23 protein-coding genes are annotated in these 23,697 nt (G+C 65.4%); 11 read left to right on the top strand and 12 right to left on the bottom strand.

Going from position 1 to position 23,697, the window contains the following annotated elements:
- Positions 1–16: 16 nt before the first annotated feature.
- On the bottom strand, positions 17–808 hold the full coding sequence (locus EN786_RS04360; RefSeq protein WP_127286339.1) for a 3-methyl-2-oxobutanoate hydroxymethyltransferase: 792 nt from the start codon (positions 806–808) through the stop codon (positions 17–19).
- Positions 809–1,091: 283 nt separating this feature from the next.
- Positions 1,092–2,096, bottom strand: a complete 1,005-nt coding sequence (locus EN786_RS04365; protein WP_127286338.1) for a LacI family DNA-binding transcriptional regulator — start codon at positions 2,094–2,096, stop codon at positions 1,092–1,094.
- A 180-nt stretch (positions 2,097–2,276) separates the two neighbouring features.
- Between EN786_RS04365 and EN786_RS04370 the strand changes: the two genes are divergently transcribed.
- Together EN786_RS04370 and EN786_RS04375 are read left to right on the top strand one after the other, a co-directional pair.
- The gene (locus EN786_RS04370) at positions 2,277–2,549 is read left to right on the top strand and encodes a hypothetical protein (RefSeq protein WP_127310929.1); all 273 of its coding nucleotides are present in this window, start codon (positions 2,277–2,279) and stop codon (positions 2,547–2,549) included.
- A 164-nt stretch (positions 2,550–2,713) separates the two neighbouring features.
- Positions 2,714–3,526: a methyltransferase domain-containing protein gene (locus tag EN786_RS04375; RefSeq protein WP_127310930.1), complete on the top strand. Its 813-nt coding sequence runs from the start codon at positions 2,714–2,716 to the stop codon at positions 3,524–3,526.
- Positions 3,527–3,616: 90 nt separating this feature from the next.
- Here EN786_RS04375 and EN786_RS04380 read toward each other — a convergent pair whose 3' ends face one another.
- A complete protein-coding gene (locus tag EN786_RS04380) occupies positions 3,617–4,447 on the bottom strand; it encodes an aldo/keto reductase (protein ID WP_127310931.1) in 831 nt (276 codons plus the stop codon).
- 146 nt (positions 4,448–4,593) lie between these two features.
- On the opposite strand from EN786_RS04380, the gene EN786_RS04385 reads away from it, so the two are divergent.
- Complete coding sequence (locus EN786_RS04385) at positions 4,594–4,890, top strand: hypothetical protein (RefSeq protein ID WP_320254358.1); 297 nt, start codon at positions 4,594–4,596, stop codon at positions 4,888–4,890.
- Positions 4,891–4,910: 20 nt separating this feature from the next.
- Here EN786_RS04385 and EN786_RS04390 read toward each other — a convergent pair whose 3' ends face one another.
- Positions 4,911–5,543, bottom strand: a complete 633-nt coding sequence (locus EN786_RS04390) for a TetR/AcrR family transcriptional regulator (protein ID WP_127310932.1) — start codon at positions 5,541–5,543, stop codon at positions 4,911–4,913.
- Between the two features lie 435 nt (positions 5,544–5,978).
- On the opposite strand from EN786_RS04390, the gene EN786_RS04395 reads away from it, so the two are divergent.
- Genes EN786_RS04395 through EN786_RS04405 form a run of 3 tightly spaced genes read left to right on the top strand, consistent with a single transcriptional unit; the run spans position 5,979 to position 9,750 of the window.
- The gene (locus EN786_RS04395; RefSeq protein WP_189340763.1) at positions 5,979–6,479 is read left to right on the top strand and encodes a (2Fe-2S)-binding protein; all 501 of its coding nucleotides are present in this window, start codon (positions 5,979–5,981) and stop codon (positions 6,477–6,479) included.
- Positions 6,476–7,459 (top strand): xanthine dehydrogenase family protein subunit M, encoded by a 984-nt coding sequence (locus EN786_RS04400; protein ID WP_135908012.1) that lies wholly within the window; start codon positions 6,476–6,478, stop codon positions 7,457–7,459. Before EN786_RS04395 ends, EN786_RS04400 begins: the two co-directional genes overlap by 4 nt.
- Complete coding sequence (locus tag EN786_RS04405; protein WP_127310315.1) at positions 7,456–9,750, top strand: xanthine dehydrogenase family protein molybdopterin-binding subunit; 2,295 nt, start codon at positions 7,456–7,458, stop codon at positions 9,748–9,750. The genes EN786_RS04400 and EN786_RS04405 overlap by 4 nt, the downstream gene beginning before the upstream one ends.
- A 203-nt stretch (positions 9,751–9,953) precedes the next feature.
- On the opposite strand, the gene EN786_RS04410 is transcribed toward EN786_RS04405, so the two are convergent.
- The 4 genes from EN786_RS04410 to EN786_RS04425 all read right to left on the bottom strand — a co-directional run bounded on the left by EN786_RS04410 (position 9,954) and on the right by EN786_RS04425 (position 13,340).
- Positions 9,954–10,331, bottom strand: coding sequence for an SgcJ/EcaC family oxidoreductase (locus EN786_RS04410; RefSeq protein ID WP_127310316.1), 378 nt, complete (start codon positions 10,329–10,331; stop codon positions 9,954–9,956).
- Positions 10,332–10,551: 220 nt separating this feature from the next.
- A complete protein-coding gene (locus tag EN786_RS04415) occupies positions 10,552–11,229 on the bottom strand; it encodes an outer membrane protein (RefSeq protein ID WP_127310317.1) in 678 nt (225 codons plus the stop codon).
- A 75-nt stretch (positions 11,230–11,304) separates the two neighbouring features.
- Entirely contained in the window at positions 11,305–12,000 is a 696-nt protein-coding gene (locus tag EN786_RS04420) for an outer membrane protein (RefSeq protein ID WP_127310318.1), read from the bottom strand.
- A 191-nt stretch (positions 12,001–12,191) separates the two neighbouring features.
- On the bottom strand, positions 12,192–13,340 hold the full coding sequence (locus EN786_RS04425) for a helix-turn-helix transcriptional regulator (protein WP_128273898.1): 1,149 nt from the start codon (positions 13,338–13,340) through the stop codon (positions 12,192–12,194).
- 270 nt (positions 13,341–13,610) lie between these two features.
- Here EN786_RS04425 and EN786_RS04430 point away from each other — a divergent pair, with 270 nt between their 5' ends.
- Positions 13,611–14,636 carry an AraC family transcriptional regulator gene (locus tag EN786_RS04430; RefSeq protein ID WP_127310320.1) on the top strand — a complete coding sequence of 342 codons (1,026 nt, stop codon included), beginning with the start codon at positions 13,611–13,613 and terminating at the stop codon, positions 14,634–14,636.
- A 56-nt stretch (positions 14,637–14,692) separates the two neighbouring features.
- Here the strand turns inward: EN786_RS04430 and EN786_RS04435 are convergent, their stop codons facing one another.
- Both EN786_RS04435 and EN786_RS04440 read right to left on the bottom strand, forming a co-directional pair.
- A complete protein-coding gene (locus tag EN786_RS04435) occupies positions 14,693–15,451 on the bottom strand; it encodes a slipin family protein (protein WP_127284425.1) in 759 nt (252 codons plus the stop codon).
- Positions 15,448–16,818 carry a nodulation protein NfeD gene (locus tag EN786_RS04440; RefSeq protein ID WP_127310321.1) on the bottom strand — a complete coding sequence of 457 codons (1,371 nt, stop codon included), beginning with the start codon at positions 16,816–16,818 and terminating at the stop codon, positions 15,448–15,450. The genes EN786_RS04435 and EN786_RS04440 overlap by 4 nt, the downstream gene beginning before the upstream one ends.
- A 166-nt stretch (positions 16,819–16,984) precedes the next feature.
- On the opposite strand from EN786_RS04440, the gene EN786_RS04445 reads away from it, so the two are divergent.
- Positions 16,985–17,470, top strand: coding sequence for a hypothetical protein (locus EN786_RS04445; RefSeq protein WP_245478268.1), 486 nt, complete (start codon positions 16,985–16,987; stop codon positions 17,468–17,470).
- 253 nt (positions 17,471–17,723) lie between these two features.
- Complete coding sequence (locus EN786_RS04450) at positions 17,724–18,032, top strand: hypothetical protein (protein ID WP_127310322.1); 309 nt, start codon at positions 17,724–17,726, stop codon at positions 18,030–18,032.
- A gap of 35 nt (positions 18,033–18,067) precedes the next feature.
- Here EN786_RS04450 and EN786_RS04455 read toward each other — a convergent pair whose 3' ends face one another.
- Together EN786_RS04455 and EN786_RS04460 are read right to left on the bottom strand one after the other, a co-directional pair.
- Complete coding sequence (locus EN786_RS04455) at positions 18,068–19,606, bottom strand: winged helix-turn-helix domain-containing protein (RefSeq protein WP_127310323.1); 1,539 nt, start codon at positions 19,604–19,606, stop codon at positions 18,068–18,070.
- A gap of 100 nt (positions 19,607–19,706) precedes the next feature.
- Positions 19,707–20,444: a class I SAM-dependent methyltransferase gene (locus tag EN786_RS04460; protein ID WP_189340500.1), complete on the bottom strand. Its 738-nt coding sequence runs from the start codon at positions 20,442–20,444 to the stop codon at positions 19,707–19,709.
- Positions 20,445–21,270: 826 nt separating this feature from the next.
- Here EN786_RS04460 and EN786_RS04465 point away from each other — a divergent pair.
- Both EN786_RS04465 and EN786_RS04470 read left to right on the top strand, forming a co-directional pair.
- Positions 21,271–21,876 carry a CDP-alcohol phosphatidyltransferase family protein gene (locus EN786_RS04465; protein ID WP_127284430.1) on the top strand — a complete coding sequence of 202 codons (606 nt, stop codon included), beginning with the start codon at positions 21,271–21,273 and terminating at the stop codon, positions 21,874–21,876.
- Positions 21,873–23,684 (top strand): bifunctional alpha/beta hydrolase/class I SAM-dependent methyltransferase, encoded by a 1,812-nt coding sequence (locus tag EN786_RS04470; protein ID WP_135908014.1) that lies wholly within the window; start codon positions 21,873–21,875, stop codon positions 23,682–23,684. The genes EN786_RS04465 and EN786_RS04470 overlap by 4 nt, the downstream gene beginning before the upstream one ends.
- Positions 23,685–23,697: the final 13 nt, after the last annotated feature.

The following is a 23,697-nucleotide window of genomic DNA, read 5'->3' on the forward strand; positions in this document are numbered from 1 at the left end:
TCACAGGGCCCCGGTTTCACAAAGATTGAGAGAGGGTGAGGAAGCGGTCGTAGGCGGCATCGTCCATGTCGACCTGGTGCTTCGCTTCGGGATAGGCGCCGGCCACCACGTCGCGGCCGAAGGCGCGGAAGGCGGCAATACGCTTTTCCTGCAGCTCGGCCTCCAGCGTGACGAAGTCGGCGTAGCGCTTGGCGTGGCGCGGATAGTGGCCAGCATGGGTGCCGAGCACATCGCAGGAGAACAGATACTGCGTGTCGCAGGCCGTACCGCAGCCCATGCCCATGGTGGTCAGCGGGGTGGCGCGCGTGATGTGGTCGGCGAGCCTGACCGGCACCACCTCGACCTCGACGCAGGCCGCGCCCGCATTCTCGATGTCCTTTACCGCGCGCAGCACTTTGAAGGCTTCGTCCGCGGTGCGCCCGACAGCGCGGAAATTCGTCCAGGTGGCGCGGTTCGGCACCAGGCCGACATGGCCGGTGACCGGGATGCCCTCCGCCGCCATGGCCTCGATGAAGCGCGGCGAATGCGAGCAATAGACCGCATCGGCGCCGCGCTTCATCATGGCGAAGCCCAGCCGCACCGCCTCATCGGGCGAGGCGACCGCGCCGTGCGGCATGCCGACGGAGAGGAAGGCGAAGGGTGCCGCCTGGCGGATCAATTCCAGATTGTGGTCGGGCTCACAGGACAGGATGACGATGTCGCAGGCTACCGCGGCGGCCGCCTCGGCCGGCGTGTCGACATGCAGTTGCAGCCATTTGCGGCCGCCCTTCTGGCTTTGCAGGTCGCTGACTGTCAGCCGTCTCGTCACAAATGCATCCTCCCGTTCGCGGGCGGACGATCGCAGGTAGGAAAGAGCCCCCTCACCCGGATTGCCTGCCGATCTGTGAAGGACAGATCGAAGGCATCCGACCTCTTCCCGAAGGAAGAGGGAGATCATCGGTGCCGCCGCCCGCCTCTTCTCCGAAACGGCAAAAGGTGCAGGTGAAGCGGCCGGATGAGGGGGCGAACTTCACATGCCATCGCCCTTCCGTTCACGGGCGAGTTAGCACCGCGACGGCGGCGAAGGCTCCCGGTTCCTTGATCAAATCAGATCAAAGGTTCTCGGCGGTGAAGGTGACGAAGCGGATCGGTGGATTGTCGACCGGCAGGTCGTGCAGGTTCAGCGCCGCGAGCACAAGGTCTATGGCGCGGCGCGCCTGAGCTTCCGGCGACTGGTCGAGCACGACGTCCATCGTGCCCTCGCGCAAGGCGCGCGTGCTGCGCTCGGTCAATTCGTGACCGACGAAGAAGATGTCGCGGCCCCTCGGGTGGCGGCGCAGCACCTCGTTCAGCGCCGTGTTGGCGCCGCCGGCATTGTAGAGGCCGGCAAGGTCCGGCCAGCGCTTCAGCGCCTCGTGCAATTGTTCGGCGTTGCGGTCGCCATCGTCATGGCCGAACAGCGCCGCGACCGGCTCGAACTCAACGCCAGCCTCGATCAGATAGTCGAAGAAGCCGCGCACGCGGTCGCGGTGGACGCGGTAGATCTGGCTGTGGCAGATGGCGACGACCTTGCCCGGCCGGCGCTGCATGCGTGCCATCAGCAGGCCGGCCATGCGGCCGGCGGCGTAGTTGTCGATGCCGACATAGGTGCTTTTGGTGCCGGAGATCTGGGTGACGATCTGCACCGTCGGGATCCTTTCGCCCTCGAGCTGGCGAAGCGCGGCGCTGACCAGCGGATGGTCGGGAACGGCGAGGATCAACCCGGCGCGGCGCAAGTCCGGATCGAGGATGCGCGCGGCGATCTCGGCTGGGTTCGCTTCGTCGAGGAAAGTGCGGTGGACGGCGATCGAGCGGTCGAGGGTGGCGGCGATGCGCTCGAAGGCGCGCGAGAGCCTGGCGAAGAAAGTCGCGTCCGGCCTGACCAGGATCACCTCGATGCGGATGACGCCGCGATGCGCCTCGGGCAGACGGCGCGGATAGTCGAGCGAGCGCGCCGCCGCCACCACCTTCTCGACGGTGGCAGGGCGCACCCCGCCTCTGCCGTTCAGCACACGCTCGACGGTCGCCGTGCCGACGCCTGCACGGCGGGCGATCTCGAGGAAGGTGGGTTTTGGAATGGGCGGACTCCTGGATGCGTAACGACGGAACCTAGTCCTTCTCCCCGTGCCGGAGAAGGTGCCTGCCCATCAGCGAATGTTAATTGACAGCCAAATGGAAACGGCGCTGATTGGCGCTCGCATAGATCGCACCAGACGGGCGATTTCGACCCGCCGGGCGCCACCTTGGGAGGGTCCGCAATGCCAACGATCATCGGCCATCACAACATCACGAAAGGCGACAAGCACTGGCTCACGTCGCCGAAGCGCAAGGAGATTTTCGGCGCGCTCGGAATCACCAACATCCGCACCTTCGTCGATCCGCAGAACCCGAACCGGGTGGCGCTGATGATGGACGTTCCGGACATGGACAAGCTGGCGGCCCTGATGCAGAGCAAGGCAGCCGCCGATGCCATGGAATTCGACGGCGTGGTACCGGAATCGCTGGTGATCCTGGTGGAAGAAAAGGGATAGCCGGCTCGCGCACTGGCTTCGGGCGGCTCAACCAACCAGGCTGGATAAGGCGAGATAGGTCCGGCGTAGCCGCATATGGCGCCGGACGCCTTTCGGTCGAAAACGAGCCGAAACAAGCAATCATATGCTAGCCTTGCCAGCCATCAAACGGACGGGGAATAGAAATGCTGGAAACCGACAAGGTGTTCGCCGGCTCTGTTCCGGAAAACTACGACCGCCATATGGTGCCGTTGATCTTCGAGCCCTACGCAGTGGATCTCGCGCGACGGGCGGCGGCGCTGTCGCCCGGCGCCGTCCTGGAGACCGCAGCCGGCACCGGGGTCGTCACCCGCGCGCTGGCGCCAAAACTGCCGGTCGGCGCAAGCTATGTCGTGACCGACCTCAACCAGCCGATGCTCGACTATGCCGCCGCGCGGCAAGGCCCCGACAGCCGCATCCAATGGCGCCAGGCGGATGCACTGGCGCTGCCGTTCGAGGACGCGGCCTTCGATCTCGTCTGTTGTCAGTTCGGCGCGATGTTCTTTCCCGACCGGACGGCCGGCTATCGCGAAGCAAGGCGCGTCCTGAAGCCCGGAGGACGCTTTTTGTTCAACGTGTGGGATCGCATCGAGGAGAATGTCTTTGCGCATGACGTGACGAATGCGCTTGCCAAAATCTTTCCCAACGATCCGCCGCACTTCCTGGCGCGCACGCCGCACGGCTACCACGACAAGGACCTGATCCGCAGAGACGTTGAGGCCGCGGGGTTCTCACATGTGGCGATCGAGACGATAGCCGAACAAAGCCGCGCATCCTCGCCGCGCGTTCCGGCCGTCGCCTATTGCCAGGGAACGCTGCTGCGCAACGAGATCGAGGCCAGGGACGCGGGAAAACTGCAAGCGGCGACCGACCACGCCGAAGCCGTGATCAAGGACAGACACGGCAGCGGCGCGGTCGCCGCCAAGATCCAGGCGCATGTGATCGTGGCGATGGCGTAGCGATAGGCCAATCGCCAACGTTGCAGAAAAGGCGCCTTCGGCGAAGCGCTAATCTCCCCCTCGTGGGGGGAGATCAGCTGTTTCAACGCCTCAGAACAAAAACGCCGCAGTCGCCGGGTCCGGCCCAGTGCGGCCGTCTTGCGAGTCCATGCCGCGGATGGTTTCAAGGTCCCTGCCATCGAGCGCGAAGTCGAAGACGTCGAAATTGGCGGCGATGCGGTCCTGGTGGTTCGACTTCGGAATGACGATCAGCCCCTCCTGCAGGTGCCAGCGGATGATCACCTGCGCCACCGACTTGCCGTGCTTCCTGGCGATTGCCTCGAGCGTCGGATCGGCCAGCAGCCGGCCGCTGCCCAGCGGGCTCCAGCTTTCTATTCTGATGTCGTGCTTGGCGTGAAAATCGCGCTTGTCGCGCTGCTGGAAGCGCGGGTGCAGCTCGATCTGGTTGACGGTCGGCGTAACGCCGGTCTCGCCGATGATGCGCTCCAGATGGTCCTGGTTGAAGTTCGACACGCCGACCGATTTTATCCGGCCGGCCTTCCGCAATTCGACCAGCGTCTTCCAGGCTTCGACATACTTGCCCTGGCTCGGCACCGGCCAGTGGATGAGGAAGAGATCGATCTGGTCGATGCCGAGCTTTTGCATCGTGTCGTCGAAAGCGCGCAGCGCGGCATCGCGCTGGTGCGCACCGTTGCGCAGCTTGGATGTGATGAACAGCTCGGCCCTCGGCACGCCAGCCGCGCGGATCGCCTCGCCGACGCCTTCCTCGTTGCGGTAGCCCTCGGCGGTGTCGATCAGCCGGTAGCCGGCCTCGATCCCCCAGCGCACGACCTTGGCGGTGGTGCCCGGGTCGACCTGCCAGACGCCCAGACCGATTTGGGGGATGGTGGAGCCGTCGTTCAATGTCAGCCGTTCAGGCATGCGTATGTCCTTCTGCAATCATGTTTGCCCAGCGCCCTATCTAGGCTGCGCTCCCGGCAATGCCAGTCGATGACACGTTTGTGTATTTGCGGAACGGTCGGCGGCTAAGCACACACGGCCCATTCGACCGCACTGGAACTTTTTGCATGGCTAATGTTTTCTTAACCACGAACTCGCAGTCTCGATGGGGCGCGTTGCAATGGCCTTGCGAAAACGTCTGCGTGGGAGGCGTCATGCCAATTCGTCGAAAAGCTCAGGACGCTGGTATTTTCGATCCGTCCGAACTGGCTTTGCTGGCACGTATCTTCGAACGGCTGAAACATGAAAGCGATGCCGCCGATCGTCTCGAAGGTCTGGCGTCGCGCATCCTTGCCAATTACATGGCCGGCATCACCGACGAGGAAGAACTTCTCTCGCTGTCGAGGCAACCGCTGGGTCGATAGGCCGATCGCGGCGCGCCCGACTATCGGGGCACCTTCGGCGCCTTCGTCGCCCCGAACCGCAACCCATCCATCAAGAGCTTTACCAGCCGCCCCGAGCGGTCGCGCCAGTCGGGCGTGTTGGGGGCGGAGTAGATGCCGCCGAGCGCATGCAGCACGTCGGAGGCATCGACGTCGGCGCGGATCGTGCCGGCGGCGGCGGCCGCTTCGACCAACCGTTTGAGCGCCTGAGAGACGCGGCCGGAGGTGTCGGAGAACAGCGTCGAGTTGGTGTTGAGCAAGAGCCGCAGGCTGGTCGCGAGGCCGCGCTTGGTGGCGATGTAGTCGACGAAACGCTGCATCCAGAACTCCAGCGCGACATCGGCCGGGTGATCGCGGGCCAGTTCTTCCGCCGCCAGGCAGAGCGCCTCCACCTCGCGGCGGTAGACGATTTCGACCAGATGCTCGCGGGTCGGGAAATGGCGGTAGAGCGTGCCGATGCCGACCTCTGCCTGGCGGGCGATCTCCTCCAGCGAAGCGTCGACGCCGTCGGTCGCGAAAGCCTGCGCCGCCACCTCGACAAGCTTGTCGCGATTGCGCTGGGCGTCTGCGCGCAGCGGTTTTGGCGCTGGCGTGGCGGGCTTCTTCTCGGCGGCAGTTGGCGGCCTTCCAGCCAATTTTGTCTCCACGGGTCGATTGGGGCTTGAACCGTGGCCGGTCAGCCCCCACGTAAATAAACGGAGGCGCCTCCGTTTTAGTGGAGCACCTTTATCATATAATCAGGGGGACCGGTATGTCACGTGTTCGAGAGGAGCGAAATTCGGTTGCCCGCTGGACGACGGAACTGCCGATCTCCCCCTCGTCGGGGAGATGGCCGGCAGGCCAGAGGGGGGCGCTGTCCGGCCGACGTCTCAGCCCGCGACAAACGCGTTCGCATTTCAGGTTTCCTCTCAAGGACGTAGTCACAATCGCCGCGTTCCTTCGCGCCCCCCTCTGCCCTGCCGGGCATCTCCCCCACAAGGTGGGAGATTAGCAGCTTCCACGCCTTGCCCCTCGCCTCCCAAGCCCCATTTCCATCCGCCTAGCGTCCAGCAATTGGAGCCCGACGCCTCATGAATGACCAATCGACCATTAGCCCCACCACCCTCTCCATCCATCTCACCATCAACGGCCGCGACCACGCGCTCGACATCGAGCCGCGCGTCACCCTGCTCGACGCGCTGCGCGATCGTCTCCATCTCACCGGCACCAAGAAGGGCTGCGACCACGGCCAGTGCGGCGCCTGCACCGTGCATGTCGACGGCGAGCGCGTGCTGGCCTGCCTGACGCTCGCGGCTCAAGCTCAGGGCCGTTCCATCACCACCATCGAAGGACTGGCGGGCGAAGACGGCACGCTCAACGCCGTCCAGGCCGCCTTCCTCGAGCAGGACGCCTTCCAGTGCGGCTATTGCACGCCCGGCCAGATCATGTCGGCGGTGGCCTGCATCCGCGAAGGCCATGCCGGCTCCGACGAAGAAATCCGCGAATACATGGCCGGCAATCTCTGCCGCTGCGGCGCTTATCCGCACATCGTCGCCGCCGTTCGCCATGCAGCAGAGGGGCTCCGCTCATGAGAGACTTTTCCTACCTTCGCGCCGACAGCGTGGAAGCTGCACGCAACGCCGCCGCCCTTCCCGGCGCCATGCTGCTCGCCGGTGGCACGACGCTGGTCGACCTCGCCAAATGCGGCGTCGCCGAACCTTCCGCTGTCATCGACATCAGCCATATCAAGGGGCTCGACGCCATCGATGTCAGCGCCGGCCGCGCCGTGATCGGCGCGCTGGCGAAAATGAGCCATGTCGCCGACCATGCCGAGATCAAGGGCCGCTTCCCAGCCGTCTCGGAAGCACTCTGGCAGGCAGCCTCGGCGCAGCTGCGCAACATGGCGAGCATCGGCGGCAATCTGATGCAGCGCACGCGCTGCCCCTATTTCCGCGACCCCGCCAACTTCCCGGCCTGCAACAAGCGCGCGCCCGGCAGCGGCTGCTCGGCGATCGGCGGGGTGACGCGCGGCCATGCCGTGCTCGGCACCAGCGAGGCCTGCATAGCCACCTATCCGGGCGATCTCGCCATCGCGCTCGTTGCCTTCGACGCCGAGATCCATCTCGGCGAGAGGCGGCTCAAGGTCGAGGACTTCTTCCTGGCGCCGGGCGCCACGGCCGAACGTGAGCACGACATCCGCCCCGGCGAGGTGATCACGGCCATCGAGATCCCCGGCTCGGCCGCAGCCAGGCGCTCGACCTATCTCAAGGTCCGCGACCGCCAGTCCTATGAGTTCGCGGCGGCGAGTGCCGCCGTCGGGCTGGAACTCGAAGGCGATGGCCGCACCATTCGCGACATCCGCGTCGCGCTCGGCGGCGTCGCCACGAAGCCCTGGCGTGCGCGTTCAGTCGAAGACGCGCTCAAAGGCAAGACGTTCGACGAGGCCACAGTCCGCAAGGCCAGCGAACTCGCCATGGAGGGCGCCGTCGACCATGGCGCCAACCACTACAAGATCGAGCTCGCGCCGCGCGTCGTCGCCAGAGCCATCCTCAAATTGGGAGAGACGGCATGACCGTTCACGAGATGAAACACGCCGCCTCCGACAGCGCGCGCCTCGAAGCGGTTGGCGGGCGGCTGTCGCGCGTCGACGGCCCGGCCAAGATCACAGGCGCGGCCCACTACGCGGTCGAGCAGCAGCTCGAAGGGCTGGCGCATGCGGTGATGGTGGAAAGCACCGTCGCCGCCGGCACGGTCCTCTCGGTCGACACGCGCGCGGCCGAGACCGCGCCCGGCGTGCTTCTGGTGCTGACGCCGGACACCATCATACCGCTGAGGACGGCGTCGGACTGGTTCGGCACGCTACCGCCCGACGTCCCCTATTGCCCGCTCGCCCGCGTGGTCACCTATTCCGGCCAGCATGTCGCTGCGGTGGTGGCCGAGACCTTCGAGCAGGCAGTCGCGGCCGCTGCCCTCGTCAAGGTGACCTATGACGAGACGCCGGCCATCGTCGACCTCAGCGACCCCAAGGCGGGCGACGGCATCCCGATCGAGGCGATGACCAAGGAGTGGGGCGACGCCCAAGCCGCCTTTGCCGCTTCGCCGGTGCGCGTCTGCGCCGCCTACAACACGCCGCGCGAGTTCCAGGCGGCGATGGAACCGCATGGGCTGATCGCGCGCTGGCAGGGCGAGGCGCTCACCATCTGGGAGCCCAGCCAGTGGCTCGACGGCATGGCGCGCACCTATGCCGAATGGTTCACGATCCCGTTCGAGAACGTGCGGCTGGTCTCGCCCTATATTGGCGGCGGCTTCGGCTCGAAGGCGCTCGCCTTGGCGCACAGCGCGGTAGCGGCGGCCTCGGCAAAGATGCTGGAACGGCCGGTCAAGCTGATGCTGACCCGGCCGCAGAATTTTACCTCCTATGGCGGCCGCGCCGCGACAAGGCAGACCGTGGCGATCGGCGCCGATCGCGATGGCAAGATCCAGTCGATCGTGCATCGCGGCGTCAACGAGACGGCGGTCGACGGCATGTGGGTCGAGCCACTCGGCTCCGTTACCTCGATCATGTACGCCACGCCCAATTTCTCCTCGAAGCAGAATGTCGTGCGGGTCAACACCGTGGTGCCGGGAGCCAAACGGGCGCCGGGCGAAAACCCCAGCGCCTTCGGCATCGAGAGCGCCATCGACGAGCTCGCCTATGAGCTCGGTATCGATCCGCTGGAGATCCGGCTGCGCAATTACGCCGAGGAAGACCCGCACGCCAGGAAGGCATGGTCGACACGCCAGTTGCGCGAGGCCTTCGCGGCCGGCGCGGAAGCCTTCGGCTGGGCGAAGCGTTCGCCCGCGCCGCGCTCGATGCGCGACGGCCATCACCTGATCGGCTGGGGCGTCGCGGCCGGCACCTATCCGGTGCGGCGCGCCCATGGCGAGGCGGTGGTGAACATCCTCGCCGACGGTTCGGTCGAGGTCGAAAGCTCCTCCATCGACATGGGCCAGGGCACCTATACTATCCTGGCGCAGACGGCGGCCGAGACGCTAGGCGTGCCGGTGGAACAGGTGTCGGTCAAGCTGGGAGATTCCCACTTCGCTCGCGCCGGCGTTGCAGGTGGCTCCAGGCTTGCCGGTGTCATGACGGGCGCCGTCTATAAGGCGGCCAGCCAGGCGCTCGACGAGCTGATCGGGCTGGCGATCGCCGATCCGCGCTCGCCCTTCCATGCGCTGCAGGCGAACACGCTGGTGGTCAGGGACGGCCGCATCGCCTCACCGCGCGGCGAAGGGCCGGAGCTGTCGATCGCCGAGCTATTGTCCGCCGTCGGTCGCGAGAAGATCGAGGCCAAGGGCGACACCATGCCGGCGACCACGACAGCGGAGGAGCGCTACAAGAACTACACCACCATCGCCATGTCGATCCCGCACACCGAAGGCGACTATTCGCGCCATTCCTGGTGCGCGCATTTCGTCGAAGTCAGGGTCGACGAGGATTTCGGCACGGTGCGGGTGTCGCGCGTGGTGTCGGCGCTGGATTCCGGCCGGCTCTACAATCCGAAGCTGGCGGAAAGCCAGTGGAAGGGCGGCATCATCATGGGCATCGGCCAGGCGCTGCTGGAAGAAGGCTTGGTCGACCGCCGCCACGGCCGCATCGTCAACGGCAACCTCGCCGACTACATGATCCCGACCAATGCCGACATTCCGGATATTCAGACGATCTCGGTCGGCATTCCCGACCCGCACTCCTCCGCGCTCGGCGGCAAGGGCGTGGGTGAGCTCGGCATCGTCGGCGTCGCGCCGGCGATCGCCAACGCGGTGTTCCATGCGACGGGGAAGAGGGTAAGGGATTTGCCGATCACGCTAGAGAAGTTGATCTAAGGCTGACGCGAGCCTGCCCTGCCGGGCATCTCCCCCTTAAGGGGGAGATTTGCGGTTTCAGCGCCGGCGCGCACCCTCGCAGCGTTCGAATTGGCGAAGGCGGCGGAGCGAATAATCTCCCCCCTTGAGGGGGAGATGGCCGGCAGGCCAGCGAGGTGCTGTCCCGCCAGCGTTTCAGCAAATCACAGCTTCACATAGCGAGATCAGGCACTCGCCAGCAAGTTCGCATCCCGCGCCAGCCGCCAGCGTCCGTCGCCTTCCTTGCGCAGCAGCGTGAGCGTGTAGCCGGAGCGCCGCACCGGCTCGCCGCCCGGCGGCGTCGCCGTCATGTCGATGCGGTTGCGGATATAGGCCCAGTCGCCGAGCAGCTTGAGTTCGACGATCTCGCTCGAGCCATCGATCTTCTCGCCCATGCCTTTGAAGGCGGCAGCGAAGGCTGCCTTGCCGAACGGTTCCTTGGCGGGAACCATGAAGATGACGTCGTCGGTCATCAGCGAGAGCACGGTCTCCAGATCGCCCTTGCGGCTTGCCGCCATCCAGGTCTCGACCACCTGCCGGATCGCGCTTTCGTCGTCGGTCATTGGGTTGTCTCCCTAATGCATCCGTGAGTAGGTGATGCACCTGTTGCCAATGGCAATGAGCGCCTGCGGGGGGAGATGGCCGCGAGGCCGGAGGGGCGCGAAGGATCGCGGCAATATTCCAGCTTGTGTTCGTCGCCCCAGGCTGATGCCGGGCGCTTCAAGTTCGAGCGCTCCCCCGCGGCGGAAACGCCCGGCGCGGGGGGGTGTTCGGTCCGGCGGATCAGAACTTGTAGCTGAGTCCGACCCGAATATCGTGAGTCTGGAGATCGACGTGCGTTTCGGTGGTAAAGCCATTCACCACCGAGAGAGCCTTGCTGCCGAAGTCGGAGTAGCGATATTCGACCCGAGCGATCCACCTGTCGGAGAGGGCGTGCTCAACGCCGCCTCCAACCGTCCAGCCAACATGCGTCTCTTCACGATATGGCTGGTCACCGCCGAAGCCGCCGGTGGTCACGAGCACTTGATACCTGGCCGCAGCCACGCCGGCAGTGATGTAGGGCAAGGTCCGGTCGTAGGCGTAACCAGCCCGCAGCCGCGCAGAGCCTGACCATTTGACCTCGCCCTTGACCAAGGCGCCACCGCCGCTGCCGAAGGCCGTCTGTCCATCCACGGCAGTGTACATCAGGTCGGCTTCGGCGCCGAGTACGAAGCGGCTGGCCATTTCACGATTGAGGCCGATATGGATGCCCCCTATGAAGCCGTTCGGATCGATAGGACTGTTGAGATCGCCGCCGCCGCTGGTGACCAGGTGGTCAGAGCTTCCGACTGCGTAACCGACGTCGACGCCGGTATAGGAGCCAGACCAGTCGTAGGCAGCCGGCCCCTCATTGGTGTCCGCCGCTGATGCCAGGCCGGCAGGCGCGAGGATGAAGGCTGTCGCGAGAAGAATCGGTTTCATCGTGTCTGCTGCCTCATAAATGTTGCGCCCTCCGTTTCGGAAAGGCCGCAGAGGGGCTCCGTTCGGTTCTGCAGATCAGAACTTGTAGCTGAGGCCGACCCGTAAATTGTGCGTCTTGAGATCGACGTTCGAAACCGTGCCAGGACCAAAAAGCGGCACCGAGAGATCCTTTTTACCGAAGTCGGCGTAGCGATATTCGACGCTGGCGATCCACTTGTCGGTGAAGGCGTGGTCAACGCCAGCTCCAACCGTCCAGCCAAGATGGGTTTCGTCGTGGACTGGTATTGTACCGCCGGGGCCGTTGGTGATCACGCTCACTTCATACTTGGCGGCGGCCACGCCGGCAGTGATGTAGGGCAAGGTCCGATCGAAAGCATAGCCAGCCCGCAGCCGCGCCGAACCCGACCACTTGAGTTCGGTGTTGAGCAGCGCGCCGGCGCCTGCGAAGGTGCTCACCCTATCTACATTGCTGTACGCGAGGTCGGCCTCGGCGCCGAGCACGAAGCGGTTCGCCATCTCCTGGTTGACGCCGATATGGACGCCGCCAACAAAGCCGGTCGGATTGAGGGGCGCGTTGACGTCGGTGCCCCCAAGGCCAGCGCCGGCAATGAAGAGATTGGATTTTCCGGCTGCATAACCCACGTCGACGCCGGCGTAGAGGCCGGACCAGCCGTAGGCGGCGGCAACGGGCGAGGTTTCGTTGATGTCCGCCGCGCATGCCATGCCGACAGGCGCGAGGATGAAGGCTGCCGCGAGAAGAATGGTTTTCATTGTCAGTCTGATGCCCCAGAAATGCTACGTTCCCCGCCGCCGAAATGCTTCGCGGGGATTCAGCTGTTGTCGACGTCCCGGTTTTGCATTGTCGGGCGGCGCGCGTCTTGGGCTGGGCCGCACCGGAATTGTCCTGGAACGCACCCCGTCACTTTCCGGACCAGTGTGGCGGATCAGCCGCAGCCGGCCGGCTACGTCGATTCGGGACCTGCGAGAGGGGCGCCCATGTCCGAAATGAGTTTGACGAGATCGGCCTGGCGCCGCGTGCCGGTCTTGGCAAAGATCCGGTTGAGGTGGGTCTTCAGGGTATTCTCGCCGATGCCGAGCGCAACCGCGCTCCTGGGGGCGGACAAACCGCTGCCGATCCTGAGCAGGACCCGCGCCTCCGCTGGCGTCAGGTCGAACAGCGTGGTGAGAACGGCTTCCGGCAATGGCGAGGCGGACGTCGTCGTCGACACGAAGACGGCGGCACAGGCGGGCCGGAAAGCCGCGCGCGCGGTGCCTTCGGTCAACGGCAACACATAAGCAACGGCGGGCGGCTGGCCCGGCGCCGAAATGGGCAGGCCGATGCCGCGCGAACCAAGCGAGGCATCCGCGCGCGCGGCACTGGCGATCGCTTCCTGCAGGGCAAGAGCCACCGCCGGATTCTGCGCCTGCAGGAGGCCATTCCTCGAACGAATGGGACCTTCCACCGAAAGCATCTGCTGGGCAGCCTCATTGGCATGCAGGATTGCCCCACTGGCGCCAGTAAGCACGACAGGCACGGCCAGATGGTCGAGCGCCTGACGATAGAGACTGGCGGTCACGCGGGCCTGATCGAGCAGGTCGCCAATCAGGGACGCACGGCGCAGATGCGGCGACAGCAAGGCCATGAAACGCTGCTCCTCGACGGATATGATCCCCCTGCCGGCCCGCGTGGTGCAACCCATGAGGCCGATCCGGTCCGGTGTGTGAACGAATTTGATGATGCAGCCTTCGCGCAATCCCTGCGGCTTGGCCCAATTCTGATAAAACGGCGTCTGCTGGAGTTCGGCTTCGCTGATATGCGACAGCGTCGCGACGGGCGTGTCGATATCGCCGACGACCGCCGCCTTCAGCCCTGGAATTGCGTCAAAGTCATAATCCTCCTGCAGCACGCGCATCCGCTCGGCATCCCAGGGCGACCGAGCGGCGAAGCGCCCGTGATTGTCGGCAGTGCTGGCAAGCGCGATGGTGCTGTACGCCGCATCCATGGTTTCGGTGATCCGGATCATGACCCCGGTCCAGCCGTCCGGATTCAGCACGCAATCGTAGATATCGCCGACAATCGAACCCAGAATTTCGCTGCTCAGCCTTTCCACCGTTTCTCCTGCACCCCAGCATGCCCGCCATGATGGATGGCGGGCAAAGAATGAAACCAGCAACATTTTGACGGCGGCTCGGCGCAAGGACGCCGATCCGCCTGGAGGATTTTGCTGGCGTCATACTTTCGGGTGACGCCAAGCGTGATTGGGCTCGATTAAGGGGTTCAATCGGCTGAACGCCAAGCCATCAATGTTGCTGGTTATTCCTGGAATGGAAAGCGTCGCGTTCGATTTTTTGAGACTGCGGGTTTAGCGGGGGCGCTTCCTTTGTCACGAAAGACGGTGTTTCCATCGGCCGATTTGCCGGAGCATCTTGGCGCCTATGAGGGATTGCACAGGATTATCTACAATTCCAGCGACCTGATCGGCGGCGAACAAATCCAGAAGGAGCAATGGATTTCATCGCTGACATCCGGTTACGCCCGTCTGCGTGCCGATCCGGCCATCGGCAGATCGTTCGAAGGCGAGCTCAGGATTGTTCGCGCTAGCGACGTTTCGGTGGGCACGATCCACGGCACTGTCAAATCGATATCGAGAACCACTGAAGACATTGCTGCTCAGAGCACCAACAATGTCGTGTTGCTTCTCAATGCCGGACACTCCCCGCTCAGCGTCGACCAGGCGGGAAGGAGCGTCGATCTGAGTCCAGGCGCGTCCGTTCTTGTCGAGCAGAGCGCTCCCTCAATCATCCGAGTGAGCGACGGGCAATGCGGCCTGACCGCCGTGCAGACCGATCGCGAACGCGTGCGTCAGCGATATGCAGGGTTTGAGGATCGCCTGATGACCGTCGTGTCGAGCTCCATGATGATCAACGCCCTTGTTCGTGCCTATGTCGGCGTTCTGGCCGATGAGAAAGAAGCCGAGTCTCAACTGACCATGCAGTTCGTGGCCGATCATATTGCCGATCTGATCGCCGCCACCGCTTCCATCGCCGCACCGGTGACGGCGCACGACAACGCGGACGCGCGAGGTCTACGTGCGGTACGGACGCAAGCGATTCTGACTAAAATTCGCGGTGGCTTCACCGATCCGGAAATCTCCGCGCAAGGTGTCGCAAAAGAGCTCGGCCTGTCGGCGCGCTATGTCCAGGATCTGCTCCAGGAAACAGGCATCAGCTTCTCCGAGCGTGTTCTCGAACTACGCCTGCAGAGAGCGCACAAGATGCTCTCGCAACGGCACAACGACGCCATGCGCGTCAGCGAAATCGCGCTGATAAATGGCTTCAGCGATGTGTCCTACTTCAATCGCTGTTTCCGCCGCCGCTTCGGCTACACGCCATCGAGCGCGAGATAGATCCGGACATCGGCGCCGGGGAAGAAGGTGATTTAGAGGTCGGCGCGAGGCCCCCCTCACTTCCCCTGCCCCTTCAAAAACTGCCCGAGCAGATCGACCGGCAGCGGGAAGACCACCGTCGACGAGCGCTCGCCGGCGATGTCGTGCAGGGCCTCGAAATAGCGCAGCTGCATGGCTTGCGGCTCGGCCGCCAGCATGCGGCCGGCTTCGACCAGTTTCGCCGCCGCCTGCTGCTCGCCGTCGGCGTTGATCACCTTGGCGCGGCGCAGGCGTTCGGCTTCGGCTTGCTTGGCGATGGCGCGGACCATGCTCTCGTTCAAATCGACATGCTTGATCTCGACATTGGAGACCTTGATGCCCCAGGCATCGGTACGCTGGTCGAGGATCTCCTGGATGTCGTTGTTAAGCTTGTCGCGCTCGGCCAGCATCTCGTCGAGTTCGTGCTTGCCGAGCACCGAGCGCAGCGTGGTCTGCGCCAGCTGGTTGGTGGCGGCCATGAAATCCTCGACCTGGATGATCGCCCGCTCGGCGTCGACGATGCGGAAATAGAGCACGGCGTTGACCTTCACCGAGACATTGTCGCGCGAGATCACGTCCTGCGGCGGCACGTCCTGCACCACAACGCGCAGGTCTACCCGCACCATTTGCTGGATGAAGGGGACGAGGATGATGAGGCCGGGACCCTTGACCGCCGTGAAGCGGCCGAGCGTAAAGACCACGCCGCGCTCATATTCCCTCAGGATGCGGATGGCGGCCGCAAGGAACATGATCACGGCCACCGCAACGACCAGATAGGCCACGTAACCGACCATCATCTTATTGCTCCGTTGTTGTTCGCGTCGCGGCGGCGCAGCGTCAGCACGAGGTCGCCGACGTCAGTCACCTCGACGCTGTCGCCGGGCGCGACGGGCTCGTCGGCCCTCGCCCGCCAGCGCTCCCCTAAGGCCAGCACATGGCCCTCGCCGTCCTGCCAGTCGAGGATCTCGACGGGCAGGCCGCGCATGGCCTCGCCGCCGACGCGCGGCGGGCTTTTGCGCGCCGCCCAGACATAGGTTCCGGCGAGCAGTGCCAACCCCAGCGTCAGCGCGGCAGCGGGGCCGATGACGGCCCACGACATGGCAAAGCCCGGACCCTCGACCTTGAGCAGCACGGCGGAGCCCAGCAGGAATGCGGCGACGCCCCCCAGCCCGAGCACCACGGTGGGATTGAACGCCTCGACGGCAAGGAACGCGATGCCGAGCAGCATCAGCGCCAGGCCCGCATAGTTGATCGGCAACAGATTGAGCGCATAGAGGCCGAGCACCAGGCAGATGGTGCCGATGACGCCGGGGGCTACCGCACCCGGGCTGGTGAATTCGAAGATGATGCCATAGACGCCGACCAGCATCAGGATCACGGCGACGTTCGGATCGGTGATGACGGCGAGTAGCCGGATGAACCAGCCCGGCTCCAACGTCTCGACCGGTAGGCCGTCGGTCGCCAGCACCTGCTTTTTACCGGCGACGTCGACGGTGCGCCCGTCGGCCAGTTGCAAGAGCTCGGTGGTGTCGCGGGCGACGAAGTCGATGACATGTTCCTGCAGCGCAGCGCTGGCCGAAAGGCTCGCCGCCTCGCGCACCGCCTTCTCGCCCCAGTCGCCATTGCGGCCGCGCATTTCGGCGAGCGAGCGGATCAGCGCAACCGCGTCATTGGTCACCTTGGCCATCATCGCGTCGCCGGCCGGCCGCCCGGTGGCGTCCTTCTGGTCCTTGTCCTTCTCGCCGCCCGGAAGCGACGGCAGCCCGCCGAGCTCGACCGGCGTCGCTGCGCCGAGATTGGTGCCGGGCGCCATCGCCGCGACATGGGTGGCGTAGAGGATGTAGGTGCCGGCGCTGGCCGCGTGGCCGCCGGCCGGCGCGACATAGCCGATGACCGGCACCGGCGAGGCCAGGATGGCGGCGATCATCTCGCGCATCGAGGTGACCAGCCCGCCCGGCGTGTTCAGCTGCAGGATGAGGACCGCTGCGTCGCGCTTGGCGGCGGTGTCGAGCGCCTCCTCGAGCTGCCTGGTGCTGGCCGGCCCGATGGCGCCGTCTATGGCGACGCTCAGCGCCACCTTCCCGCTCCCGGTCGAGGAGAAGGGAGAAACGACAGCCGCGGCCAAAAGAGCAGCGGCAAGAAGGGCCACCCGCGCGAAGATCACGCTCAAAGCTCCATGGTGAAGATATGGGTTGTATTTTGGTGAAGTCCAATGAGGGCATGTGGCGGGGGAGATCGGCTGTCACTGCCCTTAGCCAATCTCGGTGCTGCCACTCCATCAATTGCCCTGTATGATCCTGCCGCTACGAGTGTCTTGATGGGGGGAAATCATGCGAAGCGTATTGGCGGCATTCATCGTCTTGGGCGCACTGCAAGCCACGCAGCCGGCCAATGCCGCATCCTGCGGCTGGAGCGCGAAGATGGAGGAGGACGAAGGCGGCAGCGTGCTGACGGCCTCGGTGTGCGGCGGGCCGAATGGCGGCGCGCATCTGATGCTGACCTGTTTCGGCAAGCCGACGCTGAGCTACGATCTCGGCGAGGCCGGTCCGCAACTCGAGCCCGGCATAAAGGCCTCGTTCGCGTTCAAGGCCGGCGGCAAGACGGTGACGAAGACGCTCGTGCTCGAGGCGATGTACAATTACTTCACAGCGCAATTCGGCAGCGCCGACCCGCTGCTCGCATTGCTGCGCGGCAAGGGCGAGGTCATGGTCACGTCCGACAAATATGGCGAGAACAGTTTTTCGCTCGCCGGATCGAGCGCGGCGATCGGCAAGGTGCTGGCCGAATGCGGCAAGGCTTCCGGGGACGCAGACTGAAGGCGGCGAGAGGCCGAGAACAAGCCTTAGGCCGCGCGGCAGCGAAGCTGCCATCTCCCCCTCGAGGCCCGTGAGGGGGGATTGCGCCAAGGAGCGCGGACGCTACCGATCGACGCTCGCCGCACCCCGAACCGACTTGCGGTTTTCGTCGCAATTTCCCTGAAGTTTCGCCGGGGCATCACGATCTCCAGTCTGGCGCCAACTATCCTCGGCCTTGCTGTCACAGTGACAGTTCGAGACGGAGATCAAGGCCATGACCACGATCGTTTCCTTCTTCATCGGCGCCACCGCCGACAACCGGCGCCAGAACCGGCGCCAGGCCTCCCCTTCCCGGCTCTACCGACTCGCTTGCGCCGCGACATCGGCGCTGTTGTGGCTGCCGCGTTTCTGGAAGACGCGCGGCGAGCTTGCAGTGCTCGCCGCCATGAGCGAATGCGAACGCCGCGATATCGGCCTCACCGTCTTCGACGTCGAGAACGCGCTGACGCTGCCTGTCGACCGCGACCCGACCGAGGTGCTTGCGAAGGTCGTGGAGGACCGCCGCCAACGCCGCGAATTCTGAGCGCGATGCTCCAGGGCCGGGCGCCGGCGATCCAATCACTCCGGCAGGCCGGCCTCGCGCAGGCCGGCGGCGATGCGTTCAGTCGTGCCCGCGTCGAAGGGCGAGGCGTCGCCAACCCTGGCAATGGTGAGGCCCGGGTAGGTTTCCATGAGCCTGCGGCAAGCGTGCCGTGCCTCGTCCTTGCGACCGGCATGAACCAGCGCCGTGACCAGCAGGCGCAGTCCCCACCAGGTGCCCGGCTGCTGGCTAAGGCCGCGCTGCGTCAGCGCCACCGCCTCGTCATAGCGCGCGGCGACGAAATGCGCGGCGCCGATGCCGATCTCGGCCATGTAACCCATCGGGTCGCGCGGGCTCAGCCGTTCGAAATGCTCGAACTTCTCGATCGCCGCCTCGGCCCGTTCGCGATAGACGTCCAGCCAGGCGCTGCGCAGCCAGGCCCAGGCGGAATTCGGATCGAGCGCACGCGCCCGCGCCAGATGCATGTCGGCGACATCGTAGTCGCGGGCAAAGGAATGCGCCGCCCCGAGCACGGCAAGGACCATCGGATCGTCGCCGGAGAGCGCCGCCCCCTTCTGCGCCAGGCGCAGGCCCTCTTCCCGAGAAGCGGCGGGCGTTTCGGTCCAGCGGTAGCCGGCGCGCTGCAGATGGCACCAGGCAAGCAGCGAAAGCGCCAGCGGATAGTCCGGCTCGATCGCGATCGCACGTTCAAGCAGCGTGCCGGCCCCCTGGTTCTGCGCGCGCTCGAGCGACCAGGTGAGCGGAAAGGCGCGCAACACGTAGTCGTAGGCGGCGAGGCTTTCCGGCCGCTTGCGCCGCGAACGCTCGATCTCGGCCGACAGGATGGAGGGCTGGATGGCGCCGACGACACTCTCCGCAAGCCGGTCCTGCAGGTCGAACACATCGGCCATGGTGCCGTCGTAGCGGTCGGCCCAGATCGTCTTGCCGGAACCGGAGTCGATGAGTTGTCCGGTGAGGCGGATATGATCGCCGGCCTTGCGGACGCTGCCAGTCAGGACGTAGCGCACGCCGAGTTCGGCTCCGGCCCGTTTCACGCCGTCGGCCTCGCCCTTGTAGGCGAAGCTCGAATTGCGGGCGATGACGAACAGCCAGCGCATGCGCGACAGCGCCGTGGTGATCTCGTCGACCATGCCGTCGGCAAAATAGTCTTGCGCCGGGTCGCCGCTGAGGTTCTCGAAGGGCAGCACCGCGATCGACGGCCTGTCGTCGGCGGTCCCCTCCCCGTTCGCGGTGGCGACCCGATCCTCGAGGCGGCGCACGCGCTCTTCGTCGATCACATAGCCGCGCCGCAGCACGGTGCGGATCAAGCCCTCGGCCTCGGCGCCGAGCGCCTTGCGGATGTCCTTCATGCATTGGGTGAGCGAATCGTCGGAAACGGCGACGTTCGGCCAGACCGCATTGACCAGCTCGTCCTTGCCGATGACGCGGCCGGCATTTTCCAGCAGGTAGGTAAGCAGCGAAAGCGACTTGGCGCGCAGGTCGACGTCGAGCCCGCCCCTCTGCAGCCTGCCCCTGTGCAGATCGAGCCTGTGGCCGGAGAATTCGAACGTCGTCATGTCGCCCCTCGAGGAGACGTCAACCAATTCGATCCGCGCGACGGCTAGCGATCGATCAAAGCCCTCGCATGCTCGAAGACATCATGCCTGTCCCCCGACATCAAGGCTTTCGCCCACTGAAGATGGCGTGGCCGGCGAAGAGCCAGGCGCAGTCGACTTCGGTGAAGCCCGCTTGCGCAAGCCAGGAAAGCTGCTCGGCCAGCGAGGACGGTTTGTCGATCGGCTCGCCGTCCGGGTTACGGAAATAGTTCCAGCCCAGGCGATTGAATTCGGCGAAGGCGGCGAGATCGTCGTCGATCGCCAGCGCCCGCGTGCGCACCGCCTCGTCCCATTGCCGTGCGGCGATGTCGAGCCCGCTTGCGGTTGGCGGGCGCACGATGTCGGCCACCACCAGCACGCCGCCGGGCTTGAGCGCCGCCGCCAGATCGGCAAACAGCTCCTGCTTCTGCCGGCCGTCGAGATGATGGATTGCGAGCGAGGAGACGACCGCATGCGGGGTCTCGGCAAAGCGCCGCCAGTCGCGCTGCGCCAGCTCGAACGCGGCGGTGGTCAGGCGCCCAGCTTGGTCGCGGCAGGTGGCCCGCGTCTGCTCCAGCATTTGCGCCGAGCCGTCGAGCGCCAGAACATGGCAGTCGGGAAAGCGCTCCAGCAGCGCGCGGCTGAGCAGCCCCTCGCCTGGGCACAGCTCGACCAGCAGGTTGCCCGGTTCGGGTTGCGGAATGAGGTCCGCGATGATCCCGATCTGGCGTTCGCGTTCCGGCACGAAATAACGCCCGTTGTCCAGAAAGCCGCGAGAATGGTTCTCGTCCCAATGTGCCGTGCCTTGCGCCTGCGCCATGTTGCACCCTTTCCTCTTCGACCCAGTCTGCACGGCACCCGCCCGGCCGTCGTGATGGCAGGCTGAAATTCGGCTGAGATTGGCGGGACGGAAGCTGCATGGCGGCCGAAGCGCGACGGCGGCGATACGCAATACCCAAGGCGAGGCGGCAAGCGATGCAAGCCGCCCGGCCATCGCGCCCCCGGGCTTCGGTTGCGTTGCTGTGCATCGTCTTGCCCTGGCGCGCCATGACGCAATTCACACAGGCGGACCGGCAAAATCGCCGCCCGCCCAAATACACCCAAAAAAAGTCAGGTTGATAATGCTGGGCGGAAAAAGTCCAGCCGGCGAAAGGCAAGCCGATTCAAGCGCATAGGCGGGGCCTGCCGCATCGGCAACAGGGGCGGTCGAAAAGCCCGAAAAACCGGCTTTTGCTGGCCTTCAAGGACAGCAAGGACGCGATCGCGCGGGTCTGCGGCAACGGTGCGCGAGGGTCAAAAACCGGCATTCGGACACCGCGGCATGCGAAGTTGACAGACGACGCCGCCGCTGGATATGCCGAAGCCACTGGTCACGCCATAACCGGGGGCTGTTGGGGACGGACGGGGTTTCAGCAGCTTGGCGGGGGCGCCGGACGGGCTGGTACACGCATGGTGTACCGCCCGCTCCTGGCCGGTCTTCCAAAACGCAGATTTTAACCGCGTCGCAAGCGCGCGCACGCCGCCCTTGCGTCTTGCCCGCCGATTGACCATCCTCATAGCGTGCAGCGTCTCCAGCCGGAGGCGTGGCAGGGTGTTTGGCGCATGGGGGTCATGCGTGGGGTTATGACGCGGTTGGGGGATCGCATATGCCGACGCTTTACGCGTTGAAGCCGGCCTTCCAGGCGAGGTTGCGGCCGCTGGCCGACCGGCTCGCCGGGGCTGGCGTCACCGCCAACCAGATCACGCTTCTCGCCGCCGGCGTTTCGGTCGCGACCGGGGTGGTGACGGCCGTCTTCGCCGCCCATCCCGTCGTGTTCCTGCTGATGCCGCTGGTGCTGTTTACACGCATGGCGCTCAATGCCATCGACGGCATGCTGGCACGGGAGCATGGGCAAGCGTCAAAACTCGGCATGTATCTCAACGAACTCTGCGACGTCGTCTCGGACCTGGCGCTGATCCTCGCCTTCGCCGCCCTCTTCCCGGCCTGGGGCGTCGTCGCTTTCGCGATCGTGGCTGTGATCGTCGAATTCGCCGGTGTGCTCGGCATCGCAGCGGGGGCGGCGCGCGACTATGCCGGGCCTTTCGGCAAGAGCGACCGGGCGCTAGCGCTCGGCGTCATCGGCTTCCTCGTCGCCTTCGGCCTGTGGCCGGCGGCGCTCACGCCTTTCATGTTTCCGGCGCTCGCAACACTGTCGCTGGCGACCGCCATCAACCGGATACGCAGCGGCCTTAGAGGAGCAGTCGAGCAATGACCGACCTCGGGGGCAACACCATGATCCATCAGCAGAATATCGCCGCCGCAGCACCCGCGAGCGTCGAACGGGTGGCCGAGGAGCGGACCTTCAGGACCCATGACGGCACCGAGATCTTCTATCGCTACTGGCCGGCAGTGGGTGACAAGCCCAAGGGCGCCGTCCTTCTCTTCCATCGCGGCCACGAGCATGGCGGCCGCATGGCGCATCTGGTCGACGAGCTCGCCATGCCGGGCTACGCCTTCTATGCCTGGGACGCGCGCGGCAACGGGCGCTCGGCAGGCGAGCGCGGCTACGCGCCGTCCTTCGCCGCCCTTGTGCGCGACATCGACTGCTTCGTGCGCGAGATCGCGCGTGACGGATTTGGCCAGCGCGATCTGGCACTCATCGCGCAGTCCTTCGGGGCGGTGCTCGCCGCAGCCTGGGTGCATGACTACGCGCCCGACATCCGCGCGCTGGTGCTCGCCTCGCCGGCCTTCTCGGTCAAGCTCTACGTGCCCTTCGCCAAGGAGGGCATCGCGCTCTGGCAGAAGCTCAAGGGCCGCTTCTTCGTCAATTCCTACGTCAAGGCGAAATTCCTCACCCATGATCCGGAGCGCATCGCCTCCTTCGACGCCGATCCGCTGATCACCCGCCCGATCGCCTCCAACATACTGGTCGAGCTCTACGCGCATGCCGCCCGGATCGTTTCGGATGCGCGCGCGATCACCGTGCCGACACAGCTGCTGATCTCGGGCGCCGACTGGGTCGTGCGGCACGGCCCGCAGCACGAATTCTTCGTCAATCTGGCGAGCCCGGCCAAGGAGCGGCATGTGCTGCCCGGCTTCTTCCACGACACGCTGGGCGAGCGCGAGCGCAAATTCGCGCTCGACCTGATCCGGCCATTCCTCGAGAAACAGTACACGACGCCCGAGAAGCCCGCCGATCTGACTGTCGCCGACCGCGCCGGCTACACACGCGACGAGGCCGACAAGCTCGCCTCGCCGCTGCCGCTGTTGTCGCCCAGGGGCCTCTACTGGGCGATGAGCCGCGCCTTCATCCGCATGGGCTCCTGGTTCTCGACCGGGCTCAAGACCGGGATTGCCACCGGCTTCGATTCCGGCTCCACGCTCGACTATGTCTATGAAAACGAGGCGCGCGGCGTCAGCCATGTCGGCCGCATGGTCGACCGCACCTTCCTCGATGCCATCGGCTGGCGCGGCATCCGCCAGCGCAAGCTTCATCTGGAAGAACTGATCGCCAGCGCCACGGAGCAGCTGAAGGCTGCCGGCCGGCCCGTGCACATCCTCGACATCGCCGCCGGACATGGTCGCTACGTACTCGATGCCGTCGCCAAATGCGCCGTGCCCCCGGCAAGTGTCAGGCTGCAGGACTATTCCCAGCTGAATGTCGGGCTCGGCACCAGGCTGATCGCCGAGCGGAACCTGCCGACCAGCGTCACGTTCCGCCAGGCCGACGCCTTCGATACCGGAATGCTGGCCGGGCTGAAGCCGGCGCCGGACCTCGCCATCGTCTCCGGGCTTTATGAGCTGTTTGCGGACAATGCGCTGATTTCCCGCTCGCTCGGCGGATTGGCCGGCGCCATGGAGCCCGGCGCGCTGCTGATCTACACCAACCAACCCTGGCACCCGCAGCTGGAGATGATCGCGCGCAGCCTGACCTCGCATCGCGGCGGCCAGGCCTGGGTGATGCGGCGGCGCACGCAAGGCGAGATGGACCAGTTGGTGAAGGCCGCCGGCTTCGAGAAGATCGACCAGCGCATCGACCAGTGGGGCATCTTCACCGTCTCGGTCGCCCAACGCGTCTGAGGAAGCCGTGCCC

It is taken from the genome of Mesorhizobium sp. M4B.F.Ca.ET.143.01.1.1 (assembly GCF_004792275.1).
GTDB classification, from domain to species: domain Bacteria; phylum Pseudomonadota; class Alphaproteobacteria; order Rhizobiales; family Rhizobiaceae; genus Mesorhizobium; species Mesorhizobium abyssinicae.

Coding starts and splice junctions, on each gene's coding strand:
- EN786_RS04455 (WP_127310323.1), bottom strand. CDS start 19,606: ATGACGACGTTCGAATTCTCCGGCCACAGGCTCGATCTGCACAGGGGC.
- EN786_RS04405 (WP_127310315.1), top strand. CDS start 7,456: ATGACCGTTCACGAGATGAAACACGCCGCCTCCGACAGCGCGCGCCTC.
- EN786_RS04460 (WP_189340500.1), bottom strand. CDS start 20,444: ATGGCGCAGGCGCAAGGCACGGCACATTGGGACGAGAACCATTCTCGC.
- EN786_RS04465 (WP_127284430.1), top strand. CDS start 21,271: ATGCCGACGCTTTACGCGTTGAAGCCGGCCTTCCAGGCGAGGTTGCGG.
- EN786_RS04415 (WP_127310317.1), bottom strand. CDS start 11,229: ATGAAACCGATTCTTCTCGCGACAGCCTTCATCCTCGCGCCTGCCGGC.
- EN786_RS04470 (WP_135908014.1), top strand. CDS start 21,873: ATGACCGACCTCGGGGGCAACACCATGATCCATCAGCAGAATATCGCC.
- EN786_RS04400 (WP_135908012.1), top strand. CDS start 6,476: ATGAGAGACTTTTCCTACCTTCGCGCCGACAGCGTGGAAGCTGCACGC.
- EN786_RS04385 (WP_320254358.1), top strand. CDS start 4,594: ATGGCTAATGTTTTCTTAACCACGAACTCGCAGTCTCGATGGGGCGCG.
- EN786_RS04370 (WP_127310929.1), top strand. CDS start 2,277: ATGCCAACGATCATCGGCCATCACAACATCACGAAAGGCGACAAGCAC.
- EN786_RS04395 (WP_189340763.1), top strand. CDS start 5,979: ATGAATGACCAATCGACCATTAGCCCCACCACCCTCTCCATCCATCTC.
- EN786_RS04380 (WP_127310931.1), bottom strand. CDS start 4,447: ATGCCTGAACGGCTGACATTGAACGACGGCTCCACCATCCCCCAAATC.
- EN786_RS04445 (WP_245478268.1), top strand. CDS start 16,985: ATGCGAAGCGTATTGGCGGCATTCATCGTCTTGGGCGCACTGCAAGCC.
- EN786_RS04420 (WP_127310318.1), bottom strand. CDS start 12,000: ATGAAAACCATTCTTCTCGCGGCAGCCTTCATCCTCGCGCCTGTCGGC.
- EN786_RS04450 (WP_127310322.1), top strand. CDS start 17,724: ATGACCACGATCGTTTCCTTCTTCATCGGCGCCACCGCCGACAACCGG.
- EN786_RS04435 (WP_127284425.1), bottom strand. CDS start 15,451: ATGATGGTCGGTTACGTGGCCTATCTGGTCGTTGCGGTGGCCGTGATC.
- EN786_RS04410 (WP_127310316.1), bottom strand. CDS start 10,331: ATGACCGACGACGAAAGCGCGATCCGGCAGGTGGTCGAGACCTGGATG.
- EN786_RS04375 (WP_127310930.1), top strand. CDS start 2,714: ATGCTGGAAACCGACAAGGTGTTCGCCGGCTCTGTTCCGGAAAACTAC.